General features: G+C 75.4%; 14 protein-coding genes (1 of these 14 only partly in view). All 14 read right to left on the minus strand.

The window, feature by feature from the left end:
• Positions 1-376, minus strand: the 5' portion of a protein-coding gene (gene gmk, locus A2CP1_RS14055; protein WP_012633883.1) for a guanylate kinase. Its footprint begins 302 nt before the window's first position; the window shows 376 of its 678 coding nt (coding positions 1-376); it begins with the start codon at positions 374-376; its stop codon lies off the left edge, out of view.
• Positions 366-1241: a YicC/YloC family endoribonuclease gene (locus A2CP1_RS14060; RefSeq protein ID WP_012633884.1), complete on the minus strand. Its 876-nt coding sequence runs from the start codon at positions 1239-1241 to the stop codon at positions 366-368. The genes gmk and A2CP1_RS14060 overlap by 11 nt, the downstream gene beginning before the upstream one ends.
• Positions 1242-1332: 91 nt before the next feature.
• Positions 1333-1503 (minus strand): Trm112 family protein, encoded by a 171-nt coding sequence (locus A2CP1_RS23000; RefSeq protein WP_012633885.1) that lies wholly within the window; start codon positions 1501-1503, stop codon positions 1333-1335.
• Between the two features lie 21 nt (positions 1504-1524).
• Positions 1525-2688, minus strand: a complete 1164-nt coding sequence (locus A2CP1_RS14065) for a glycosyltransferase family 4 protein (RefSeq protein ID WP_012633886.1) — start codon at positions 2686-2688, stop codon at positions 1525-1527.
• Complete coding sequence (locus A2CP1_RS14070) at positions 2685-3176, minus strand: adenylyltransferase/cytidyltransferase family protein (protein ID WP_012633887.1); 492 nt, start codon at positions 3174-3176, stop codon at positions 2685-2687. The genes A2CP1_RS14065 and A2CP1_RS14070 overlap by 4 nt, the downstream gene beginning before the upstream one ends.
• The gene (locus tag A2CP1_RS14075; RefSeq protein ID WP_012633888.1) at positions 3173-4183 is read right to left on the minus strand and encodes a bifunctional heptose 7-phosphate kinase/heptose 1-phosphate adenyltransferase; all 1011 of its coding nucleotides are present in this window, start codon (positions 4181-4183) and stop codon (positions 3173-3175) included. The genes A2CP1_RS14070 and A2CP1_RS14075 overlap by 4 nt, the downstream gene beginning before the upstream one ends.
• A 114-nt stretch (positions 4184-4297) precedes the next feature.
• Positions 4298-5185 (minus strand): lysophospholipid acyltransferase family protein, encoded by an 888-nt coding sequence (locus A2CP1_RS14080; protein ID WP_012633889.1) that lies wholly within the window; start codon positions 5183-5185, stop codon positions 4298-4300.
• Between the two features lie 2 nt (positions 5186-5187).
• Positions 5188-6327, minus strand: coding sequence for a tetraacyldisaccharide 4'-kinase (lpxK, locus tag A2CP1_RS14085; protein ID WP_012633890.1), 1140 nt, complete (start codon positions 6325-6327; stop codon positions 5188-5190).
• Complete coding sequence (locus A2CP1_RS14090) at positions 6324-7322, minus strand: glycosyltransferase family 9 protein (protein WP_012526705.1); 999 nt, start codon at positions 7320-7322, stop codon at positions 6324-6326. Before A2CP1_RS14090 ends, lpxK begins: the two co-directional genes overlap by 4 nt.
• A complete protein-coding gene (locus tag A2CP1_RS14095) occupies positions 7319-8608 on the minus strand; it encodes a 3-deoxy-D-manno-octulosonic acid transferase (protein ID WP_012633891.1) in 1290 nt (429 codons plus the stop codon). The genes A2CP1_RS14090 and A2CP1_RS14095 overlap by 4 nt, the downstream gene beginning before the upstream one ends.
• Before the next feature lie 13 nt (positions 8609-8621).
• A complete protein-coding gene (locus A2CP1_RS14100) occupies positions 8622-9731 on the minus strand; it encodes a CehA/McbA family metallohydrolase domain-containing protein (RefSeq protein WP_012633892.1) in 1110 nt (369 codons plus the stop codon).
• A gap of 3 nt (positions 9732-9734) precedes the next feature.
• Positions 9735-11570, minus strand: a complete 1836-nt coding sequence (locus A2CP1_RS14105; RefSeq protein WP_012633893.1) for an ABC transporter ATP-binding protein — start codon at positions 11568-11570, stop codon at positions 9735-9737.
• A 67-nt stretch (positions 11571-11637) separates the two neighbouring features.
• Entirely contained in the window at positions 11638-13719 is a 2082-nt protein-coding gene (locus tag A2CP1_RS14110; protein WP_012633894.1) for an elongation factor G, read from the minus strand.
• Positions 13720-13954: 235 nt separating this feature from the next.
• Positions 13955-15661, minus strand: coding sequence for an AMP-binding protein (locus A2CP1_RS14115; RefSeq protein WP_012633895.1), 1707 nt, complete (start codon positions 15659-15661; stop codon positions 13955-13957).
• Between the last annotated feature and the right edge of the window lie 116 nt (positions 15662-15777).

Below are 15777 nucleotides of genomic sequence, written 5' to 3' on the forward strand. Positions count from 1 at the left end.
CGGCCTGCTGCGGCCACGCCGCCTTGATCTGCGCGCCGCCCTGCACGTCGATGTCGAACAGCGCGAGCTTCCCGGCGGCGAGCGCCTGCTCCACCGTGGCGCGCAGCGTGCCGTAGCGCTGGCCGTGCACCTCGGCCCACTCCGCGAACGCGCCCTGCGCCACCAGATCGGCAAACCGCTCCGCGGTGACGAAGTGGTAGTCCACGCCCTCGCGCTCGGCGCCGCGCGGGGCGCGGGTGGTGGCCGAGATCGAGAACACGGCGTCGGGCGAGGCGTCCCGCAGCCGGTGCGCGAGCGTGGTCTTCCCCGCCCCCGACGGCGCCGAGAGCACCAGCAGCAGCCCCGGGAGCCGCTCGTGCGCGGCGTCACTCGACATTCTGCACCTGCTCGCGCATGCGCTCGATCTCCGCCTTGAGCGCCACCACGATGCCGGCTACCTCGGCGCTCTGCGACTTCGAGCCGATGGTGTTCGTCTCGCGGTGCATCTCCTGGACGAGGAAGTCGAGCTTGCGGCCGGCCGGCTCCGCCGAGGCGAGCAGCGCGCGCACCTGGGCGAGGTGGCTGTGCAGCCGCGTGATCTCCTCGGCCACGTCGGTCCGGTCGGCGAAGAGCGCCACCTCCTGCGCCAGCCGCCCCGGGTCGAGCGCGATCCCCTGCGTCAGCTCGGCGATCCGCTCCTGCAGGCGCGTCCGGTACTGCTCCACCACGCGCGGCGACAGCTCGGCCACGCGCGCCACCATCTGCTCGACCGCGTCGAGCCGGGCGCCGAGGTCGCGCGCCAGCGCGGCGCCCTCCCGCGCGCGCATCTCCACCAGCGCGTCGAGCGCGTGGGCGAGCGCCGCCCGGGCCGCCGTGCCCCCCGCGGCGGCGTCCACGGTGCGCTCCTCCAACCGGACGACGCCGTCCGCCGCCAGCACGTCCGCGAGCGTGATCGCGCCCGGGAGCCCGAGGCGCGCCTGGATCTCCCCGAACGCACGCGCGTACGACTCGGCCAGCGCCACGTCAACGCGAGCCGCCAGGCCGCCGCCGGCCGTGGCGCGCCGGACCGCGACCTCCACGCCGCCGCGCGCCAGCCGCTCCTTCACGGCCTTCGCGATCTCGTGCTCGAGCGCGGCGAGCTCGCGGGGGAGGCGGACCTTCACCTCGCAGTACTTGTGGTTGACGGAGCGGACCTCGACGTCCACCTCCTCGCCCGAGGCGGCGCCGTGGCCGGCCCCGAACCCCGTCATGCTGCGGATCATCGGCGACTCCCGGGGGTTGGACGCATCGGTCCCGGACCGTAGTCCCGGGCCCGGGGAGCGTCAAGGCGGGCGCGGCGGGGCCGCCCCCGGCTCAAAGGAGCGGGCGCGCCTCGTCGAGGAGCATCACCGGGATGTCGTCCTCGATGCGGAACGCGAGCCGGCAGCGGTTGCAGCGGATCTCGTGATCCGCCTCGCGGAACTCCAGCTCGCCCTTGCACTTCGGGCAGGCCAGGATGTCCTTCAGCTCGGGCGACAGCGCCATGCGTGCTCCTCCGCGCGGAGCTTAGTCCGCGCCGCGGGCCGGCGGCAAGGCGAGCACCTGCGCGAGGAACCGCTCCACCGCCTCGCCGCGCGCCGCCTCGGTGAACAGCGCCGCCATCCGCTCGCGCGCGGCCGCGCCCAGCGCCCGGGCCCGCGCCGGCGCGCCGAGCAGCTCGATCAGCGCGGCGCCGAGCGCGGGAACGTCGCCCTCCGCCGCGAGCAGCCCGGTGGTGCCATCCACGATCGCCTCGGCGGGCGCGCCGAAGCGGTAGGCGACGCCGGCCCGCCCCGCCGCCATGCCCTCCAGGAGCGCGCGGCACGTCCCGTCGTTGCCCTCCGCCAGCAGCACGTTCGCGTCGAACGTCCGGTACGCCGCGGCCAGCTCCGGACCGGTGCGATACCCCGCGAACACGACCTGGCGCTGCAGCCCGCGGTGCGCAACGCGCACCCGGATCGCCTCCTCGCCCTCCCCGCGGCCGACGATCACCAGGCGCGCCTCGGGCAGCCGGTCGGCCACGAGCCGGAACGCCTCCACCAGGTCCTCGTGGCGGCGCCCCGGCTTGATGCGCGAGACGATGCCCGCCACCGGCGCGCCCGGCTCGATCCCGAGCGCCGCGCGCAGGTCCGGCCCGTCCGGCCGGAACGCGTCGGCGTCCACCGCGCCCCGCGTCGCGAGCACCCGATCCTCGGGCACGCCGAACCGCTCCACCAGCGCGCGCGCGTGCGCCTCGCACACGGCGATCAGCCCGTCGGTGGCCCGGTGCACCAGCCGCTGGAGCGGGTTGGTGCGGAGCGACCGGGACGAGTGGACCGTGCGGACCACCCGACGCGCGCCGCGGCGGCGCAGCGCCAGGAGCGCGAGCGTGTGGTCGTGCGAGAAGTTCGCGTGCAGCACGTCGAGGTCGCGCGCCGCGGCGGCCAGGTGGCGCACGTCGCGCAGGTACGCGACCGGCCCGGCCTTGGTGGACAGCGCCAGGTCCTCCCGCGGCGGGAACCCGCGCGCGCGGAGCGCCTCCCGGAGGTTGCCCTCCCGCAGCGCGTCCACCGCCACCTCCACGTGGTGCCCGCGGGCGCGCAGCTCGCGCGCGACCGAGGCCATGCGCTCGGCGGGGCCGGTCCACCACGCGGACGAGAGCAGCTCCAGCACGCGCATGGGGACGCCGCTCCCGCGCACGGCCGCGCTCATCCCTTCCGCGTGGCGTCGAGCTTCGCGATGAGCTCGGTGGTGGAGTGGTCCTTCGGATCTCCGGCCACCGCCACCCGGCCGCCGTAGGCGCGCACCTCGGCGGCCTCCGGGATGGTGTCGGGCGTGTAGTCGGTCCCCTTCACCTGCACGTCCGGCCGCAGGGCCCGGATGACCGGGACCACGTCCTTCGAGTCGAACAGCACCACGTGGTCCACGCACTCGAGCGCCGCCACGATCTCGGCCCGCTCGGCCTCGGGCACCACCGGGCGGCCGTCGCCCTTGTTCGCGCGCGTGGACGCGTCGGAGTTCACCGCCACCACCAGCAGGTCGGCCTCGGCCCGGGCGCCCTCCAGGTAGCGGAGGTGACCGACGTGGAACAGGTCGAACACGCCGTTCGCGAGCGCCACCGTGCGCCCGGCCGCGGAGGCGCGGGCGCGCACCGCGGCGAGATCCTCGAGCGCGACGCGCTTGCGGGCGAGGCGGCTCACGGCCGGAGCAGCTCCGCCGCGAGCTCCTCGCGCGAGACGGTGGCGGTGCCCGCCTTCTGCACCACCAGCGAGCCGGCCACGTTCGCGAGCCGGGCCGCCGCGACCGGATCACCCCCGGCGGCGAGGCCGGCGCTGAAGGTGGCCGCCACCGTGTCCCCCGCGCCGGTCACGTCCACCGCGTCCTGGCTGCCGTGCGCCGGCACGTGGACCGGCGGGGCGCCGCGGCGGAACACCGACATCCCGTTCCGCCCGCGCGTCACCAGCAGCACGTCGCAGTCCACGCGCTTCAGCAGCGTCCGCGCGGCCTTCTCCAGGCCGCCGGGCTGCGCCAGCGACACGCCCGACGCGGTCTCGAGCTCGACCTCGTTCGGCTTCACCATCGTGAGGCCGGTGAACGCGCGCAGGCTGTACCGGGAGTCCACGCACACCGGCACACCGCCGCGCTTCAGCAGGCGGAGCGCCTCGATGGCGGCCGCGCCCAGCGCGCCCGATCCGTAGTCGCTCGCCAGCACCGTCCCCGCGCGGCGCCCGGCCCGCTCCAGGTCCTTCACGAGCCGCCGCTCGGCGGTGGCCGGGAGCGGCGCCCGCGGCGCGCGGTCCAGGCGGATCATCTGCTGGCGCCGGGTGGAGCGCCCGCCCGCGAGGATGCGGGTCTTGGCCTCGGTCTCTCGTCCGGGCACCCGCTGGATGCCCGCCACGTCCACGCCCAGTCCGGTCAGCTCCTCGAGGAGCGCGTTGCCCAGCCCGTCGTCGCCCACCACGCCGACGGCGCGGACCTTCACGCCGAGCGCGGCCAGGTTCGCGGCGGCGTTGCCCGCCCCGCCCGCCTTCAGCTCGGACGACTCGTACCGGACGATGAGCACCGGCGCCTCGCGGCTGATGCGCTCGGTCTCGCCGTACACGTACTCGTCGGCCACGAAGTCGCCGACGACGACCACCTCGCTCTCCGCGAAGCGGGGCAGGAGGCTGGCGAGCGAGGGCAGCTCGGGTTCCCTGGGGCGGCGCACGCGCGTTTCCTACCGCGCGCGGGTTTCGCCCGTCAATCGCGCACCTCGCCGCCGCGCCGCCCGCGCCGGGTGCCCGCGTGCCCTACACGCGCGCGCCGGCGGCGCGACGATGCGTCAGGCCACCGCGCCCGCGCTCCCGGCCCCCTCGCCGTCCGGCCGCGTCTTCCACCGTCGGTGCAGCCAGTACCAGCGATCCGGGTGCAGGCGGACGTACCGCTCCAACCGGTCGTTCAGGTCCTGCAGGAACGCGAGCACGTCCCGGTCGCGATCGCCGGTGTCGGGCGGGTCGATGGGGCCCTCGATGATCACCTTGTGCCGGCCGTCGCCGAGCGGCAGCGACACCGTGAACACCACCGCCGCCCCGGTGCGCATGGCCAGCACCGCCGGCGTGGGCGCGGTGGCCGCCGGCACGCCGAAGAAGGTGGGGAAGACGGCGCGCCGGCGCGGCTGGTTCTGGTCGATGACGTAGCCGAGCACGCGGCCCGCCTTGAGCGAGCGGGTGGCGGCCTGGAGCGTCTGGCCGCGCCGGACCACCAGGTCCTCCACCCCGGCCCGCTCGCGCGCCTTGCGCCAGGCGTCGTTGGCGCCCGACTTGCCCATGGGGCGCGTGATCATGGTGATGGGCACGCCGCGCAGGGTCATGGCGGCGGCGAGCACCTCGAAGTTGCCGAAGTGCCCGGTGCAGGCGATGACGCCCTTCCCCCGCGCGCGGGCCGCCTCGAAGCGGTCCCAGCCCTCGACCTCGAAGATCCGCTCCAGGTCCGCCGGCGCCAGCGCCGGGACCCGCAGGAACTCCGGGATCATCTGCCCCAGGTTGCGGTACGTGGTGCGCGCGATGGCGCGCCGCTCCGCCTCGGGGCGGTCGGGGAAGGCGAGGCGCAGGTTCTCCAGCACCACGCGCCGGCGGATGCCGAGCCCCCAGACCAGCGCGCCCAGCGCGGCGCCGAGCGCCATGATCCAGCGGTACGGGAGGCGGGCGAAGATCCAGCCGAGCAGGCGCATGATCAGGACACCGGGGCGCGCGGCGCCGGTCGGGGTTGAGGGGCGGCGGCGGCGAGCGCCGCGTCGAGCGCGGCCTCGAGGACGTCGGCGCCGCGCAGGAGCTCCGCGTCCACGCGGACCACGCGGAGCCGGCCGGCCGCTCCCGCGGCCAGCGCGGGGTCGAGGCGGACCGCGTCCTTCTCCGTGGTGACCACCCAGGCGCAGCCCGCGGCGTCGCCGTCGCGGAGGACCGCCTCGAGCTCGCCGGCGGTGAAGCGGTGGTGGTCGGGGAAGGCGCGCGCGAGCGCGACCTCGGCGCCGAGCGCCTCGAGCGTGCGCAGGAACCCTGCCGGCCGGGCGAGGCCGGACAGCGCGGCGACCCGGCGGCCCCGGAGCGCCTCCAGCGATCCCGCCTCCCGCAGGGCGCCGTCGAGCAGCGCGGTGGCCGCGTGGCGCGACTCCACCGGCGCGCGGCCGGTGGCGTCGCGGGCGAGCGCGCGGAGCGCCTCCAGCCGCTCCGGCGCGGCCCGGTCCGCGTGCGAGAGCCAGACCAGCCCGGCGCGGCGCAGCGCGGTCCGCGGCTCGCGGTTGGGCCCGCGCGGCAGGAGGTGGCCGTTGCCGAACGGGTTCGACGCGTCGAGCACCACCACGTCGAGGTCGCGCGCGAGCGCGCGGTGCTGGAAGCCGTCGTCGAGCACCAGGGCGTCGGCGCCGAGCGCCTCCACCGCGGTGCGGGCCAGCTCGGCGCGGCGCGGCCCGCACAGCACCGCCACGCCGGGCAGGCGGCGCGCGAGCAGCGCCGGCTCGTCGCCGGCCTCGGCCGCGGGCAGCAGCGCGCCCGCGCCGTCGGAGGCGACCCGGGCGTCCGCGCGCGCGGCGCCGTAGCCGCGGGAGAGGATCGCGACCCGGCGGCCGCGCCCGGCCAGGCGCGCCGCCACCGCCAGCGCCGCCGGCGTCTTTCCGGCCCCGCCCACCGCGAGGTTCCCGATGGAGACGACCGGCGCGCCCGCCCGGACGGCCGGCAGGACCCCGCGATCGTACAGCGCGCCCCGGAGCGCCGCGGCGGCGCGGAACGGCGCCTCGGCGAGCAGCAGCGGCGCGCCCGCCAGCGCCCCCAGGGGCCCCGGGCGCTCGCGCCACCAGATCGCCTCGAGCCCGCTCATCGCCGCAGCATCTCTCGCGCGCTGGCCAGCACCGCCTGCGGCGCCAGGTCCGCGAGGCAGCGGTGGTGGCCCTCGGGGCAGTAGTCGCCGCCGTGGTTCGAGCAGGGCGAGCAGGAGAGGCCGAGCGAGAGCGCGCGCCCGGGGGGCGGCGGCCCCCAGCGCGCGACCGAGGTCGGCCCGAACAGCGCCAGCACCGGCGTGCCCACCGCGGTGGCGAGGTGCACCGGGCCCGAGTCGCAGGCGATGAGGAGCTGCACGCGGGCGATGGCGGCGGCGAGCGCGTCGAGCGGCAGGAAAGACAGATCGGCGGCGACCTTCGCGCGGGTGGCGGCGCGGAACGCCGCGAACGCGTCGCGGTCGCCGGGGCCGCCGCACAGGACGATGCGCACGCCCTCGGCGTGCAGCGCGTCGGCGACCGCCGCGAACCGCTCGGCGGGCCAGCGCTTGGTGGCCCAGCGCGCGCCGGGGGCGAGCGCGACCGCCGGCGCCTCCACGCCCTGCAGCGCGTCGGCGGCGAGCGCGCGCGCCTGCGGCGAGAGCGAGATCTCGAGCGGGCCGGGGCCGCTCACGCCCAGGGCCGCGAGCGCCTCGCCGTAGAGCTGGGTCTGGTGCGCGCGGACCAGCGGCGGGTCCGAGCCGAACACCGACAGGAGCGCCCGGAGCGCGCTGCGCCGCTTGAACGCGGTGCGCAGCGGGGCCGCGGCGCGGGCCACCACCGCGCTCCGCACCTTGTTCTGGAGGTCGATGACCAGGTCGAACCGCCCGCGCAGCCGCGCCGCCAGCGGCAGCGCGGAGCTCGGGCCCTCGCGCGACAGCCGGTGCACCGCCGCGAGCCCGGGCAGCCCCTCCAGCAGCGGCGCGTACAGCGCGTCGGTCACCCACTCGATGCGCGCGCCCGGAAACCGCGCGCGGAGCGGCTCCAGCACGCTGGTGGCGAGCACCACGTCGCCCATCGCGCTGTAGCGGATGACGAGGATGCTGGAGGGATCGCTCACGCTGCGGCCACCTTCCCGCGCGGCAGGATGGACAGCATGTGGTCCACGTTGCGCGCGCTCGCGCCGCGGATGGCGCCGACCGAGCGCCGCGCCAGCACGCCCAGCTCCTGGAGCTGATCGGGTCGCGAGAGCAGCTCGTCCGCCACCTTGAGCAGCTTCTCGGGCGTCGCGACCTGGATCCCTCCCCTCCCCTGCAGCACCTGGACCGAGTCCTTGAAGTTCTCCATGTGCGGCCCGAACAGCACCGGGCGCCCCTGCGCGGCCGGCTCGAGCACGTTCTGGCCGCCGCGGGTGACGAAGCTCCCGCCCACGAACACGAGCGTGGCCAGCCCGTACGCGGCCGCCAGCTCGCCGATCGTGTCGAGCACGGTGACCTGCGCGTGCCCCGCCGCCGCGCCGCCGCTGCGCAGGCGCACCGAGAGCCCCGCCTCGGCGGCGAGCGCCATGATGCGCCCGGAGCGCTCCACGTAGCGCGGCGCGACGACGAGCTGCAGGCGAGGGTGGCGCGCCAGCAGCTTGCGGTACGCGCCCAGGATCAGCTCCTCCTCGCCCTCGTGCGTGGAGCCGGCCATGAGCACCGGCGCGCCCGCCTGCAACCCCATCTCCGCGCGCAGCGCCTCGGCCTTGCCGCCCTCGGCCGCGTCCAGCACCAGCGCGTCGAACTTGGTGTTGCCCGTCACCCAGACCCGGTCCGGCGCCGCGCCGAGCGCGAGCACGCGCTCGGCCTCCTCGTCGGAGCGCATCAGGAAGCAGTCGACGCGGCGCAGCGGGTTGCCGATGGCGAGGAACAGCGCGCGGTAGCGCGAGAGGTTCTCCGGGTTGAAGCGGCCGTTGGTGAGCGCGATGCGCACGCCCGCCTTGTGGGCGGAGCGGATCAGGTTCGGCCAGATCTCGGTGTACTCGAGCACGAGCAGGTCCGGCTCGAGCGCCCGCACCGCCCGCCGGGTGGCGCCGGGGAGGTCGTACGGTGCGTACACCACCACGTCCGCCACCCCGCCCAGCTTCTTGCGGGCCATGGCGAGCCCGCTGTTCGTCATGGTGCTGACGATCACGCAGCAGCCCGGCATGCGGGCCTTCAGCTCCGCCATCATGGGCTGGAGCGAGAGCAGGTCCCCGGCGCTCGCCCCGTGCAGCCAGATGCGCGGGCTGCCGCGGCCCCGGTCCAGCGAGCGCCCGTACAGCCCGAGCCGCTGGGCGATCCCGTGGCGCAGCTTGGGGTGCGTGAGCAGGAACGGCAGCCCGATCACGAACAGCAGGTAGGTGGCGATGGCGTAGACGAGGTGCACGGCTGGCCGCTTCTTACTCGATGCGGACCGGGTTCGTGAAGATCCAGCGACGCCCTTCGAGCGCGACCTCGGCGCGGTAGTCGCCCGGCGGGCACCGTCCGCCGCAGCGGAACGTGCCGCCGGCGCTCCCGTCGCGCGCGGCCTCGAAGCGCCCGGTCGGCGCCCCGTCGTGGAGGAGGGTGTACGTCCGGGTCCCCGCCACGGCGGCGTGGAGCGACAGCGACAGCGCGCCCTCCGCCGTGGGGGTCAGGCGCACGCCGGCGGCCGGCGCGAGGCCGTCGAGCACGCACGTGGCCCGGCCGTCCAGGAGGGCGGCGCGGACCGCGGCCGCGTCGCGCGAGGCGTCGCCGCCCAGGGTCACCGGCACGTGCATCGAGAACGCGCCGAACGCCGCCGCGTACCCGGGGTAGCCGTGCGCGTCGGCGGCGCAGAGCAGCACGTGCGCCGGCGCGCGGCCGCCGGCCGCCCGGGCGCCGCGCAGCTCGGCGTCGAGCCGGACCAGCTCGTCGGCGGGGTCGTCCTGGAGCTCGAGCACCGCGCGCGGCGGGTCCCAGGGCAGCACCGCCAGCGCCGCGAGCACGCGGCGCACGTCGCGGTCCGCCAGCGCGCGGTACCAGGCGGTGTCGTTCGAGACCACCTCCAGCCCGCGCCACGGCCCGCCGCCCCAGCCGGTGAACGCGCGCCGCGGGTGGAGCGGGTGCGCGATCACGGCCTGGCCGCCCAGCGCGCGGATGGCGGCGAGCGCGTCGCCGTCGCGCTCGGCGCGGGTGAGGGCGCGCGAGACGCCCAGCGCCACCACGTGCCCCTGGCGCGTCGACACCTCGGTGGCGGGGACGAGCAGGATGCCGTCCTGGTAGCGGGGCTCGGGCGGCGCCAGCACGTCGTGGTCCGAGATCACCACGAAGCGCAGCCCGGCGGCCCGCGCCGCGCGGGCCACCTCGTCGAGCGTCCCGCGCCCGTCGCTCGCGGTGGTGTGCACGTGCCAGGCGCCGCGCGCCTCGGCCGCGGCCAGCGCCGGGCTGGCCTGCGCCTCCCGCAGCCCGCGGCGCTGCCAGGCCACCGCGCCGAACGCGAGGTAGCCGACCACCGCCGCGGCCAGCGCGAGCGCGAGGAGGCGCCGCATCGGCTACACCGCGCCGGCGCGCGCCCCCTGCCGCTCCGCGCCCTCGGCGATGCGGTGGAGCCGCGCGTACTCGCCGCCGCGCGCGACCAGGGTGGCGTGGTCGCCGGCCTCCACCACCCTGCCGCCGGCGATCACCACGATCCGGTCGGCGTTGCGGATGGTCGAGAGCCGGTGGGCGATCACCAGCGTGGTCCGGCGGCTCGCGCCGTCGATGGCCATGAGCGAGTCGAGCGCACGCTGCACCTCGCGCTCGCTCTCCGCGTCGAGCGCGCTGGTGGCCTCGTCGAGGATGAGGATGGGCGCGTCCTTCAGGAACGCGCGCGCGATCGCGATCCGCTGGCGCTGGCCGCCGGACAGCAGCACGCCGCGCTCGCCCACCACCGTGTCGTACCCCTCCGGCATCGCGCGGATGAAGTCGTGCGCCTGCGCCAGGCGGGCCGCCTGCTCCACGTCCGCCTGCGACACCTCGGGCCGGCCGTAGGCGATGTTCGCGCGGATGCTGTCGTTGAACAGCACCGTCTCCTGCGTCACCAGCGCGAGCTGCGCGCGCAGGCTCGCGAGCGTGAGGTCGCGCAGGTCCACGCCGTCGACCGTGATCCGCCCGCCGGTCGGGTCCCAGAACCGCGGCAGCAGGTTCGCGACCGTGGTCTTGCCGCCGCCGGAGGCGCCCACCAGCGCCACCACCTCGCCCTTGCGGAGCTCGAGCGAGAAGCCGGTCAGCACCGGCCGATCGCCGTAGGAGAAGGAGACGTCCTCGTAGCGGATGGCCGCGCGGAACGGGGCCAGCGTGGCGCGGCCCGCGTCCGGCACCGCGCTGGGCGTGTCGAGGATCTCGAAGATGCGGTCGCCCGCCGCGGCCCCCTGCATCGCGATCTGCCCCATGCGCCCGAGCTGCTTCACCGGCGTGTAGAGCAGCAGCACCGCCGCCACGAACGAGAAGAACTTGGCCGCCTCGAGCTCGCCCGCCAGGATCCGGCCGCCCACCCACCAGATGGCCGCGGCCAGGCCGGCCGCGCCCATGATCTCCATGAGCGGCGAGGAGAACGCTCGGACGAGGTAGCTGCGCCGGAGGATTCGGACCAGCTTCGCGTTCGCGTCGGCGAAGCGGCGGGACTCCCACCGCTCCATCCCGTAGGCCTGCACCACCCGCATCCCGCTCACCGCCTCCTGCACCATCTCGGAGAGCTCGCCGCCGGTCTTCTGCGCGTGGCCGGTGACCCGCTTCAGCCGCTTCGCCAGCCGGATCACCGGGAACAGCGTGGCCGGGACCGCGCCGAACGCGATGAGCGACATGCGCCAGTCGAGCACGAAGCAGTTCACCAGCATCACCACCACGGTGAGCCCGTCGCGCACGTAGCTGGGCACCGCGTTCGACACCGCCACGTCCACCGCCAGCACGTCGGCGGAGAAGCGCTGCAGGATGTCGCCGGAGTGGCGCCGCGTGTAGAAGCCGGGGGAGAGCTTCAGCAGGTGGTCGAACAGCGCCTTGCGGATGTCGGCGATGACCCGCTGGCCGACCATGCCGATGAGGTAGAACTGGCCGAAGTAGGCGAAGCCCTTCACCACCGAGACCGCCACGATGACCAGGGGCAGCGCCGCCAGGATGGAGGCGCGGTCGGCGCCGGCCAGCAGGCCCGCGAGGTCCACCGAGTCGGGGAGGAACTTGCCCAGCGTGGCCACCGCGCCCGTGTCCCCGGTGAACAGGAACTGGAGCGCGGGGCCCAGCAGGTTGACGTAGATCGCGGTCGTGATGGACAGCACCGCCATGCAGGCGATGGCTGCCACGAGCCGTCCCTTGTACGGCAGGACGAAGCGGAAGAGGCGAAGGTAGGCGCGCAAGGAGGGGCCATCCTAGTCCAGATCGCCCCCCGGCGCAGCGCCGCGGACGCCCCCGCCCGGCCGGCCGCTACTTCTCCTCCTCGACGCCCTTCACCTTCCCCTCCGCGCGCCGCTTCTCGATGATCTTCTGGGCGATGTGCGGCGGCACCGGGTCGTGGTGCGACGGCTCCATGGTGAAGTAGCCGACGCCCTGCGTGAGCGAGCGCAGGTCGGCGTCGTAGCTCATCGCCTCGGCGTGCGGGCAGGTGGCGCGGATGAGCACCCCGCGCGCCAGCGGCTCCAGGCCCTGCACCTTGGCGCGCCGGCTGTTCAGGTCGCCCATCACCGCGCCCACGTACTCCTCGGGGACCCGCACCTCGAGCTTCATGATGGGCTCGAGCAGGATGGGCCTGGCCTCCAGCACCGCCTTCTTGAACGCCATCGAGCCCGCGACCTGGAACGCCATGTCGGAGCTGTCCACGTCGTGGTAGCTGCCGAACACCAGCCGGGCCCGGAAGTCCACCACCGGGTAGCCCGCCAGCGGGCCCGAGGAGAGCGCGCCGCGGATGCCCTTCTCCACCGACGGGATGAACTGGCGGGGGATGACGCCGCCGACGATCGCGTCCTCGAACTCGAAGCCCTCGCCGCGGGCCCTGGGCTGCAGCTCGACGTGCGCGTCGCCGTACTGGCCGTGGCCGCCGGTCTGCCGCTTGAACTTGCCCTGCGCCTTGGCGGCCGCGGTGATCGTCTCGAGGTAGGCCGGGCTGGGCGGGGTGAGCGTGATCTCCACGCCGTGCTTGCGCTTGGCGCGCTCCACCGTGACGTCGAGGTGCGCCTGGCCCATGCCCTGGAGGAGCATCTCGCCGGTCTCGGTCGAGCGCGTCAGCTCGAGCGACGGGTCCTCCTCGATGATCTTCTGGAGCGCCGCGGCCGCCTTGTCGTCACCGGCCTTGGCGTGCACCGCGTAGGACACCGGCCGCACGTGCTGCGCGAACGGCGGCAGCGCGAGGGGCACGTCGCGATCGCAGAGCGTGTCGCCCGTGTGCGCGTCCTTGAGCTTCACCAGCACCACGAAGTCGCCCGGCTCCGCCTCGTTCACCTCGACCGTCTGCGCGCCGTCGGTCCGGTACAGGTGGCCGATGCGCTCCTCGGTGCGCGTCCGCGGGTTCACCACGGTGGCGTCGGCCCGGAGCGTGCCGGAGAACACCCGCAGGTAGTCGATGCGCCCGGCGAAGTGGTCGATGGTGGTCTTGAACACCTGGCCCGAGAACGGCGCGTCGGGCGCGGCGCTGCGCACGGTCTCCTTGCCGGCGGGGTCCCTGCCCTTCACGGCCCGCGCCTCGGGCCCCGGCAGGATCCGCACGGCCAGGTCGAGCAGCTCGCGCACGCCCACGCCGGACTTCGCGCCGGCGCAGGCCACCGGCAGGAAGCGCTGCGCCGCCGCGCCGGCGGCCAGGCCGCGCAGGATCTCCTCCTCCGCGAGCGGCGCGCCGTCCAGGTACTTCCCGAGCAGCTCGTCGTCCGACTCGGCCGCCGCCTCCACCATCGCGGTGCGCAGGCGCTCCGCCTCCTCGCGCGCCTCGGCGGGGATCTCCGCCTCGGTCCACTGACCGAAGCCCTTCCCGTCCCAGGCGTGGAGCTTCATCGAGACGAGATCGGCGAGCCCCTTGACCCGCTCCGGCCCGAACACCGGCAGCTGCAGCGGGATGGCCTTCACCTTCAGCGAGCTCTCGATGTCCTCGAGCGCCTCGTGGAAGTCGGCCTGCTCGTGGTCGAGCCGGGTGATCACCGCGAACGCGGGGCGACCGGACTCGGCCAGCACGTCGTAGGTCCGCTCGGCGCGGTTGTGCGCGCCGTCCGCCGCGGAGATGGCCAGGATGGCGCCGTCGGTGACCTGCAGCGCCCACTCCACCTCGGTGAGGAACGCGGCGAAGCCGGGGCAGTCGAGCACGTGGAACGACCGGCCGTCCTCCTCGAAGCTCTCCGGGTGGAGCGACAGCGTGAAGTTGCGCTTCTTCTCCTCGGGCTCGGCGTCCAGGCGGGCCGTCGAGCCGTCGGGCGCGGCGCGCTTCGCGTCGGCGACGCGCAGCAGCGCCTCGACGAGCGCGGTCTTCCCGGCGCCGTCGGCGCCGAGCATCGAGAAGGTGCGGATCACGCGGGGGTTCGCCATGGCGTCGGTCTCCATCAGCCCGTCGCGCCGGAGCGTGCGGGGCGTGAGGTTCGCTGCCCGGAAGCCGGCACCTGGAGGCGCCGGCGGCGTCGGCCTAGCATGCTACGGGTCCCCCCGCCCGCGCCACGGCTTCTTTCGCAGCGCGCGGGCGCGCGCGGCCGGCCCGCCCGGACCCGCCCCGCGCGGCCGTCGCCGCGCGCCCCGCCCGCGGCCGGACGCCGCAGCGCGGCGGCGATCAGCGCCCCTCGCCCGCCGCGAGCTCCGGGAAGTCCTCCTGCCAGAACTCGAGCGGGCCCCGGGGCGCCGAGGGCGCCCGCGCCTGCTCGCGGCGCCGCAGCTCGACGCGCCGGATCTTGCCCGACACCGTCTTGGGCAGCTCGGAGAACTCGACGCGGCGGATGCGCTTGTACGGGGCCAGGCGGCGCCGCAGGAACCGGAAGATCTCGAGCGCCAGCTCGCGGTCCGGGGTGCGCCCCGGCTTCAGGATGATGAACGCCTTGGGCAGGAGCCCGCGCACCGCGTCCGGGCTCGGCACCACCGCCGCCTCGGCCACCGCGTCGTGCTCGATGAGCGCGCTCTCCAGCTCGAACGGGCTGATCCGGTAGTCCGAGCTCTTGAAGACGTCGTCGGAGCGCCCGACGTAGGTGATGTAGCCCTCCTCGTCGCGCGTGGCGACGTCGCCGGTGTGGTAGTGCCCGTGCCGGGTGACGAAGTCGTTCAGGTTCGCGTCGCCCTCGTAGCCCGCCATGAGCGAGGCCGGCCGGGCCTCGAGGTCGATGCAGATCTCGCCCTCCTCCGGCGCGGGGCGCCCCTCCTCGTCGAGCAGCGCGATCCTGTAGCCGGGGAGCGGCCGGCCCATGGACCCGGGCTTCAGCGGCTGGCCGGGCGAGTTGCCGATCTGGCAGGTGGTCTCGGTCTGTCCGTAGCCGTCGCGGATGGTGATGCCCCAGGCCTGGCGCACCTTCTCGATCACCTCGGGGTTGAGCGGCTCGCCGGCGCTGAGCAGCTCGCGGAGCTTCACCGGGTGCTTCGCCAGGTCCTCGAGGATCAGCATGCGCCACACGGTGGGCGGCGCGCACAGGGTGGTGATCTGGTGGCGCGCCAGCACCTCCAGCGTGCGGGCGGCGCTGAACCGGGCGTAGTTGTAGACGCAGACCGTCGCGCCCGCGTTGAACGGCGCGAAGAAGCTCGACCAGGCGTGCTTCGCCCAGCCCGGGGACGAGACGTTGAGGTGCTTGTCGCCCTCGCGGAGGCCGATCCAGTACATCGTGGAGAGGTGGCCGACCGGGTAGCTCTTGTGCGTGTGCACCACCAGCTTCGGCTTCGCGGTGGTGCCGCTCGTGAAGTAGAGCAGCACCGGGTCGGAGGCCAGCGTCTCGCCGTGGGGCAGGAAGAACGAGCCCTCGTCGTAGGCGTCCTCGTACTGCATCCAGCCCGGCACCGCCTCGCCCACCACGTGCCGCGTGAAGCTCCCGTTCACCACCCGGAACTTCTCGGTGCCGGCCGCGTCGGTGATGACGTGCCCCACCCGCCCCCGCTCGATGCGGTCCTGGACGTCCTCGGGCGTGAGCAGCGACGTGGCGGGGATGACGCACGCCCCCAGCTTCATCGAGGCGAGCATCACCTCCCAGATCTGCACGCAGTTCGGCAGCATCATCAGCACGCGGTGCCCGCGCTCCACGCCGTGGCGGCGCAGGTAGGTCGCCACGCGGTTGGAGCGCTCGGCCAGCTCGACGTAGGAGAGCCGGAGCTCGGCGCCGTAGTCCTCGATGATGTGCAGCGCGGTGCGGCCGTTGCCGTCCGCGATCATGTCGAACCAGTCCAGCGCCCAGTTGAACCGGTCGAGCACCGGCCAGCGGAACTCGCGGTACGCGGTCTCGTAATCCTCGCGGTGGGTGACCAGGAAGTCGCGGGCGCGGCGGAAGACGTCGGTCGACGACATGCGGGCTCCTCGCTGTGGGGTCGATCGAGTGTGCCAGCGACCCGCGAGGTGCGCGCGAGGGCGCAGCGCCGCCGCCCCGAGCGGGATCCTGGCGCAGTGCGGCACGGATCACTCCT

This window comes from Anaeromyxobacter dehalogenans 2CP-1 (assembly GCF_000022145.1).
In the GTDB taxonomy this organism is placed as follows: Bacteria; Myxococcota; Myxococcia; order Myxococcales; family Anaeromyxobacteraceae; genus Anaeromyxobacter; species Anaeromyxobacter dehalogenans.

Bases quoted from the DNA above. Each gene is read 5' to 3' on its own strand.
- A2CP1_RS14060 (WP_012633884.1), bottom strand. From the start codon at position 1,241: ATGATCCGCAGCATGACGGGGTTCGGGGCCGGCCACGGCGCCGCCTCG.
- A2CP1_RS23000 (WP_012633885.1), bottom strand. From the start codon at position 1,503: ATGGCGCTGTCGCCCGAGCTGAAGGACATCCTGGCCTGCCCGAAGTGC.
- A2CP1_RS14065 (WP_012633886.1), bottom strand. From the start codon at position 2,688: ATGAGCGCGGCCGTGCGCGGGAGCGGCGTCCCCATGCGCGTGCTGGAG.
- A2CP1_RS14080 (WP_012633889.1), bottom strand. From the start codon at position 5,185: ATGCGCCTGCTCGGCTGGATCTTCGCCCGCCTCCCGTACCGCTGGATC.
- lpxK (WP_012633890.1), bottom strand. From the start codon at position 6,327: ATGAGCGGGCTCGAGGCGATCTGGTGGCGCGAGCGCCCGGGGCCCCTG.
- A2CP1_RS14100 (WP_012633892.1), bottom strand. From the start codon at position 9,731: ATGCGGCGCCTCCTCGCGCTCGCGCTGGCCGCGGCGGTGGTCGGCTAC.
- A2CP1_RS14110 (WP_012633894.1), bottom strand. From the start codon at position 13,719: ATGGCGAACCCCCGCGTGATCCGCACCTTCTCGATGCTCGGCGCCGAC.
- A2CP1_RS14115 (WP_012633895.1), bottom strand. From the start codon at position 15,661: ATGTCGTCGACCGACGTCTTCCGCCGCGCCCGCGACTTCCTGGTCACC.